This is a genomic window from Paracerasibacillus soli (genome assembly GCF_042432965.1).
In the GTDB taxonomy this organism is placed as follows: Bacteria; Bacillota; Bacilli; order Bacillales; family Amphibacillaceae; genus Paracerasibacillus; species Paracerasibacillus soli.
Window position 1 is genome coordinate 9,445 of record NZ_JBHLWL010000051.1, and the last position, 6,906, is coordinate 16,350.

At 36.2% G+C, this 6,906-nt stretch carries 13 protein-coding genes; 9 read left to right on the forward strand and 4 right to left on the reverse strand.

Annotation, left to right across the window (positions count from 1 at the left end; translation table 11 throughout):
• From ACFFIS_RS13615 to ACFFIS_RS13635, 5 genes are all read left to right on the forward strand, one after another.
• The coding region (locus ACFFIS_RS13615) for a head-tail connector protein (RefSeq protein ID WP_390187995.1) at positions 1–253 on the forward strand (253 nt) is incomplete at its 5' end.
• Between the two features lie 3 nt (positions 254–256).
• Positions 257–592 (forward strand): head-tail adaptor protein, encoded by a 336-nt coding sequence (locus ACFFIS_RS13620; protein WP_320378180.1) that lies wholly within the window; start codon positions 257–259, stop codon positions 590–592.
• Entirely contained in the window at positions 585–1,016 is a 432-nt protein-coding gene (locus tag ACFFIS_RS13625; RefSeq protein ID WP_285615181.1) for an HK97-gp10 family putative phage morphogenesis protein, read from the forward strand. The genes ACFFIS_RS13620 and ACFFIS_RS13625 overlap by 8 nt, the downstream gene beginning before the upstream one ends.
• The gene (locus ACFFIS_RS13630) at positions 1,013–1,360 is read left to right on the forward strand and encodes a hypothetical protein (protein ID WP_320378181.1); all 348 of its coding nucleotides are present in this window, start codon (positions 1,013–1,015) and stop codon (positions 1,358–1,360) included. Before ACFFIS_RS13625 ends, ACFFIS_RS13630 begins: the two co-directional genes overlap by 4 nt.
• A 3-nt stretch (positions 1,361–1,363) precedes the next feature.
• Complete coding sequence (locus ACFFIS_RS13635; protein WP_445324013.1) at positions 1,364–1,789, forward strand: major tail protein; 426 nt, start codon at positions 1,364–1,366, stop codon at positions 1,787–1,789.
• Positions 1,790–2,126: 337 nt separating this feature from the next.
• Here ACFFIS_RS13635 and ACFFIS_RS13640 read toward each other — a convergent pair whose 3' ends face one another.
• The 4 genes from ACFFIS_RS13640 to ACFFIS_RS13655 form a co-directional block, all read right to left on the reverse strand.
• The gene (locus ACFFIS_RS13640; protein WP_340415773.1) at positions 2,127–2,624 is read right to left on the reverse strand and encodes a dihydrofolate reductase; all 498 of its coding nucleotides are present in this window, start codon (positions 2,622–2,624) and stop codon (positions 2,127–2,129) included.
• A gap of 620 nt (positions 2,625–3,244) precedes the next feature.
• Positions 3,245–3,520 carry a hypothetical protein gene (locus ACFFIS_RS13645; protein WP_390187998.1) on the reverse strand — a complete coding sequence of 92 codons (276 nt, stop codon included), beginning with the start codon at positions 3,518–3,520 and terminating at the stop codon, positions 3,245–3,247.
• A 303-nt stretch (positions 3,521–3,823) separates the two neighbouring features.
• Positions 3,824–4,666 carry a carbohydrate ABC transporter permease gene (locus ACFFIS_RS13650; protein ID WP_340415774.1) on the reverse strand — a complete coding sequence of 281 codons (843 nt, stop codon included), beginning with the start codon at positions 4,664–4,666 and terminating at the stop codon, positions 3,824–3,826.
• 20 nt (positions 4,667–4,686) lie between these two features.
• Entirely contained in the window at positions 4,687–5,340 is a 654-nt protein-coding gene (locus ACFFIS_RS13655; protein ID WP_390188000.1) for a carbohydrate ABC transporter permease, read from the reverse strand.
• A gap of 224 nt (positions 5,341–5,564) precedes the next feature.
• Between ACFFIS_RS13655 and ACFFIS_RS13665 the strand changes: the two genes are divergently transcribed.
• The 4 genes from ACFFIS_RS13665 to ACFFIS_RS13680 all read left to right on the forward strand — a co-directional run.
• Positions 5,565–5,948 carry a hypothetical protein gene (locus ACFFIS_RS13665; RefSeq protein ID WP_320378184.1) on the forward strand — a complete coding sequence of 128 codons (384 nt, stop codon included), beginning with the start codon at positions 5,565–5,567 and terminating at the stop codon, positions 5,946–5,948.
• An 11-nt stretch (positions 5,949–5,959) separates the two neighbouring features.
• A complete protein-coding gene (locus ACFFIS_RS13670; RefSeq protein WP_320378185.1) occupies positions 5,960–6,136 on the forward strand; it encodes a hypothetical protein in 177 nt (58 codons plus the stop codon).
• 50 nt (positions 6,137–6,186) lie between these two features.
• On the forward strand, positions 6,187–6,642 hold the full coding sequence (locus ACFFIS_RS13675) for a hypothetical protein (RefSeq protein WP_123317347.1): 456 nt from the start codon (positions 6,187–6,189) through the stop codon (positions 6,640–6,642).
• A gap of 73 nt (positions 6,643–6,715) precedes the next feature.
• Positions 6,716–6,906 (forward strand): hypothetical protein (locus ACFFIS_RS13680; protein ID WP_390188002.1); only part of this gene is annotated, 191 nt, incomplete at its 3' end.

Sequence of the window (6,906 nt, forward strand, 5' to 3'; positions counted from 1 at the left end):
CGCTTTAATAGAAATGTACATCACTGCCGCCATTTCTTATGCAGAGAGTTATCAACATATTAAAGAAGGCACATATTTAGATGAGAATATGCCCGCGACAACGGAACAAGCGGTTATCATGTTGGCATCACACTTTTACGAAAGTCGAGATGGCAGTACAGGTGGATTTTTCGCAGATAGCGCACTTGCTGGAGAGCAAGTTTGGAAAACAGTCAACCTTTTATTAAGGCTAGATAGAGATTGGAAGGTGTAGTGTATGAGTTTTGGGAAAATGCGTACATTCATCGACATTATCACACGTGAAATTGTAAAAGATGAAGAGTCTTTCAGTGAAGAAACCGATAGAATCCTAGCATCTGTGACAGCATACAAAGAAGAACGCTTTGGTAGTAAGACTTGGGCAAATAGGGCGGCCTTTTCTGAAGCGAATGCGTTATTTCGTTTTAGAAACATTCCCGATTTAACCATTAAACCGAAAATGTTTATTGTATGTGATGACGGACGGTATGAAATAGTAAGCGTTGATAATGTGAAAAATAGAAATATGTATATCGAGGTTTTAACAAAAAAGGTGGTAGCAGCAGATGGCTAAAGTTAATATTAAAATGCCAGAAGAATTCTTGATGAAGATTTCAAGATTGGGAAGTAAAACAGATGAAATCGTTCCGAGGGTTCTAGAAGCAGGGGGAGAAGTGGTATTAGATAAAATGAAGTCCAATTTAAGTTCGGTAATTGGAAAAGATACAAAACTGCCAAGTAGATCAACTGGTGAGTTGGTATCTGCATTAGGAGTATCACCTGCCTTAGTTGATCGAAGGGGAAACCATAATGTTAAAGTAGGGTTTAATGAACCGCGTAAAGACGGAGTGAGCAATGCTAAATTAGCAAACATCATCGAATATGGAAAATCTGGACAACCTGCAAAGCCATTTTTAAAACCTGCAAGAAGAACATCAAGACAGCCTTGTATGGATGCGATGATTAAAAAATTGGAAGAAGAAGTGGAAAGTATATGAGTGTACTAGCCGAAGTGACACTAATTGCAGAACAATGTGGTATTCCAGTTGAAACAGGTATCTTTTCTGATACTGCCCCTGATTTATATATTGTAATCACACCAATCGTTGAGATGTTTGAATTACATGCGGACAATTTCCCGAAGTACGATGTTCAAGAAGTTAGAGTTTCATTGTTTTCAAAAAAGAATTATACATCAATAAAAAATACCTTAGTCCGTACTCTTTTGGGTGCGGACTTTGTTATTACTGACAGAAGATATATCGGACATGAAGATGATACAGGTTACCATCATTTAGCTATTGATGTAGCAAAATATTATGAATTTGAAATGGAGGAATGATTCATGGCAACTATCGGATTGGATAGGCTTTATTATGCAAAAATAACAGAAGGAGAAAATGGTGATGAAACTTATGAAACTCCAACTCCTTTAGCAAAGGCGATTAGTGCTGAATTGTCTGTTGAATTAGCAGAAGCGACATTATATGCAGATGATGGAGCTGCTGAAGTGATTAAGGAATTTCAAAGCGGAACATTGTCACTTGGTATTGATGATATTGGAGTATCAGCTGCTAGTGATTTAACTGGTGCAACAATTGACGATAACCATGTCTTAATTTCAACAAGTGAAGATGGCGGGGATCCAGTTGCAATTGGATTTAGAGCGAAAAAGGCAAATGGAAAATACCGATATTTTTGGCTATACCGAGTGAAGTTTGGTATTCCAGCAACAAACCTTGCAACAAACCCTGATGCACTAATCAAATAAAACCATCCAAAACGAGCTACAATAAAATCTTGAATGATAGATGTTACGTGATCCAAGTTACCGTTAGGAAGGATATCCTCTGGAATAACTCCCCAAATAATAAATAAAAGCACTATCCCTAATGAAATTAAAAATACTCTCCATTTTTTTAGCATATTCCAACCCTTTCTATCCTGACGTTTAAAATTTTTTATAATCCGGTTTATCTATAGATAGCTTTCCCTTTTTGATTTTTTATAACGCGTTTCATTAAATTTCGCAAATATGAAGGATGAAAAGCTTATGATAATGACTCTCAATCAAAAACCGCTTGAACTTGTAGTTCAAACGGTTTGCTCTATTTGTTTTTATTTCTTCTTTCATAAACATGGAAATAATAATCATAAGGATTTGCCTCATCCTTGATTCCTTTTTCTCTGGAACATTCCTCCCATTCAGTAAAATCCACCTCTGGAAAGAAAGTATCTCCTTCAAACACATGCTCAATTTTTGTGATGTACATCTTTTCAACATCCGATAAAAACATATTGTATATCTCTTCTCCACCAAATATGAAAACTTCTGCTTCATCGCTACATAAAGCAAGTGCTTCTTCTTTAGAATGCGCAATTTCACAGCCGGGGAAACTAAAACTCCTATCTCTTGTCAACACGATATTTCTTCTATTCGGCAACGCTCTCCCAATTGATTCAAAGTTTTTCCTGCCTAAAATAATCGAGTGTCCCGTTGTCATTTTCTTAACATACTGCCAGTCATTCGGAATTCTCCACGGAATATCATTGTTTCTTCCAATTACACGATTTTTATCCATTGCAACGATTAATGAAACCTTCATAATTTACACAACCTTTTCATATTACTTTACCATTCTATTCAGCCAATACTTGCTTAGCTATGAATGTTCTTTCCTCCTATAAAGTAAAACTTCAATCGGTGGGAGTTTTCTTCCCCCCCCACCTAAACGTCTTCATATCACTCAAAGTTTCGAAGTGACAGTTTATGGACGATTATACTGGGATAATTTTACGAGATGCCCTTCAATTTAATTCTATCTTACAATAGCAAATGAAAATTAAATAAGAAATGAAAACGCTCAGGTTTCAATCTGAGTGTCTTCACTTCTTATCCAATGTGCTACTATGGAAAAATTAAAGTGTATTAGCAAATATAATTGTTTTTTCATCATAACATAAGCGCACATCAACTTAAACATCAAAATATCATCCATATCTTCCTTTTCATTTAACTTTACCTCATTTACCTTGCGTCCTTCTTCTATAAAACCCATACGCTTATACAATGCGATTGCTCGATAATTAGTTGAAAATACTCCTAAACACATCTTTACGTAGCTTCATATTCTCTTTTTCCAGTATCATTTCCCCTTATTCATAATAAAAAGACGCCATTTCATTTTTATAGCGTCCGGTTTATGCTCTATGTATGACAAGCTTTCTAACTAGCTTCATTTTCCTTTGTCTTTCTTCTTACAACTAAATATAAAAGAATAATAACGACCAACAAAACAGAGCTCACAATCACACTAATATTTACAACCGAAAATAATGGGTAGTCATTTTTAAAATAGAAAAAAAGATTTACAAGTACATTTAGCGAGACACCAATTATCCCACCAATTAATATTTTCTCCATTAATTGTATGAATTTAATCTTAAATTTCCCCTTTCCATTTTTCTCTATTACTTTGGTACACTGTATATAGTTTAGCATCATTTAGCCCTTCGCTACAATTTATTCTACCAAAAGTAAGTAAGAGGCCAAGCCAAAAGTATTTTTAATGAGCTAAAAACTGAACAATATGATGGATAGTAGAATAAAACAGCTCCGGGAATATACTTCGCTTTCCGTGGGCGCGTGGTGAGCCCGCTCGTACTATAGCACTTCACCGTCTCACCTATCGCTTCCTTCCCACTGGAGTCTACGTATATTCTCGGAGCTAATAGCTCGTATTGTTCGATTTTTGGTAACTATATTTACTTCTGTCCCAGCCCCACTCCTCAATTTCTACTATTCCTACCCCTTAATCGCACCTTCAGTCATTCCTTTTGCAATCCTTTTTTGGAAAATAGCATAAAGAACTATTACAGGAACGATGGCGATAACAAGACTCGCAAATAATGTGCCCCAGGCATTTGTATATTCAGCCTCACTACTAATAAAGTCAATCGCTAATGCCAGTGTATAATTTTCTTGTGACTGTAGGAAAATCAACGCCATGAAATATTCATTCCAAAATTGGATGGCATTCATGATTGTAACAGTGATAATACCAGACATACTCAAAGGTGTAATGATTTTCCACAAAATACGATAAGGAGACATTCCATCTATTGCAGCTGCTTCCTCTAACGATTTAGGTATCGTACTTATGAAACTCGTCAATACAAAAATTGAAAACGGCAGCTGACTGACTGCATAAACAATTGCTAGCCCATAAATATTGTCAAGCAGATTTATTTCACTTAATAGGAAAAACAAGGGGATCCAACCAAGTACCATCGGAATCATCATAGCCGATACATATAATGTAAAAAGAAATTTACTGCCACGAAAATTCATTCTTTCAATCGCATACGAAGTTGGGATAGCAAGTACTAAAGTTAACGCTGCTCCAAGCACTGTCACAATCAAACTGTTAAATACACTTGTATCAATATTAAAATTTGTCCATGCTTCGGCATAATTTTGCCAATTCCAGGTTTCTGGGAAACCCCAAGGATTTCTATATATTTCCGCATTTGATTTAAATGAACCTAAGAACATCCAAAAAATTGGATAAAGAACCGCGACTGTCCACAGAATCAACGGAATTCGGATTCCTGTGCGACCTAAAATCTGTCCGACACTTTTCTTCATGTGTATCCCACCTCCCAAAACTAGTATTCTGTTTTTTCACTTCGCATCAGAAATTGCAGGATGAGTACGGTAATTAATGAAAGAATGAGTATCATTACACCAATTGTCGCCCCATAACCAAAGTTATATTGAACAAACGCCTGTTGATAAAGGTAGGAACCCATGACATGTGTGGAATTATTCGGTCCTCCGCCAGTCATGACCTGTACAATGATAAAAGAACCATTTAATGTTGTAATGACAATATAAAGAATGGAAATTTTTATCTGTGGCCATATAAGGGGTAATGTTACCTTCCAAAACTGTTGCCATTCACTTGCCCCATCAATTTCAGCTGCTTCATAATAGCTTTTTGAGATATTGCTAATAGCACCCATTAAGATCAACATAAATAATCCAATTCCTGCCCATATGGATGGAAGGACAAGACTTGGCAATGCCCAAGTTTCGCTCCCAAGCCACGGTCTTGCCAATGACTCGAGCCCCAGAAACTCTAAACCAGAGTTCACAAGTCCCATACTAGGATTATAAATAAACGTCCAAAGGATCCCGATCACGACAATCGACATGATATTAGGAAAGAAAAACACAATTCGGTAAAACGGTGCTTCTTTTATTTTCAATTGTGTCAAAGCAACTGCAATAAATAAGGCAAGAACCATAATCCCAATCACTTTTGTCACCACAAGGAAAGGAGATAGTATTACTTTCTCTACACCCACAATTGAAGGTACAGTTTTACGAAGAAACAAGCTAGATGGACAAGGAAAGCATCCATGGAAAGCTGAAGTGAGCGAAGGTGATGATGGGGTAAACCAAGAAATTATCACCGGTTGGTATAGCGAAGTGTATGAACCAGTATTTGCTGCGGGAACTGAAGGATAAGGAGCGATCAATTATGACGAGTGAAAGAAGTGCTAAGATTACGATTGGTGGTTTGGAATATGAATTAATCTTAACAACCAAAGCAACAAAGGAAATTGCAAAAAGGTATGGTGGCCTTGAAGATTTAGGTGAGAAGTTAATGAAAGCTGAAAATTTTGAAATGGCTTTAGACGAGATTGTCTGGTTAATTACCCTGCTTGCCAATCAAAGTATCTATATCCATAATCGATTAAATGAAGAAAAGAAAGAGTTGTTAATGGAAGATGATGTGGAACTGTTAACATCACCTGTTGAAATGGCAACTTTTAAAGATGCTATTATGGAAGCAATGTTTAAAGGAACAAAACGACATATCGAATCGGAGGAAACCGATACAAAAAACGAAGTGGTCGAGTAAACGATGAAGAAATGTTTGCTCGACTTATTTATTATGGCGTGACACAGCTGAAAAGGACTGAACAGGAAGTTTGGTTGATGCCTATCGGTCATTTACTTGATCAATGGGAAATCCACAAACAATTCTCAGGTCTCACAAAACCTAAAAATGAACTATCGATTGATGATGTTATTCCGTTAGGTATTTAAAAATTCTGATACAATAGTATTCAGAATATCTGAATGTGGGGGAATATTGAATGGAACTAATCAACGAGATTGATTCATTAATACAGGATGTGAGTAAAACGATAGGTAAACCTATTGTAGTAGAAGGATATGAAATTATTGATAGAGGTTTACCACATAAACCAAAATCGCTTCCTATTGGAATGATGGGAGTATATGCATTTTGGTATAATGACAGATTTTTAAAAATAGGCAAAGCAGGCTCTAAGAGTGGTCCTAGATTCTTAAGTCAACATTACAATCCGAAATCAGCCCAAAGCACGTTAGCCGCATCAATATTAAGGGATCCGGATATGTTGCAATTTGGTATAACTGAGGAAAACGTTGGTGTGTGGATAAAAGAGAATTGCAGAAGGATTGACATTTTAGTGAATGTTGAGCTTGGCATATTTACATTGGGCTTGATTGAAGCGGTACTTCATTACAAATATGAACCAAAGTACGAAGGCTTTGCAACACAGCGTTAATATAAGGACATGGATTTGAGAGCAATCAATAGATTGTTCTTTTTTTATATCTATTTTAGGAGGAGGTGGCAGTATGGCAGACAATTTTGGTCTTAAAATTGGTGTTGAAGGGGAACGAGAATTTAAGAAATCTCTACGGGAAATTAACCAAAGTTTCAGAGTGCTAGGTTCTGAAATGAAATTAGTGACATCAGAATTTGATAGAAATGATAAATCGATTAAAGCTATAACAGCGAGAAATGCAGTATTAAATAAAGAGATTGA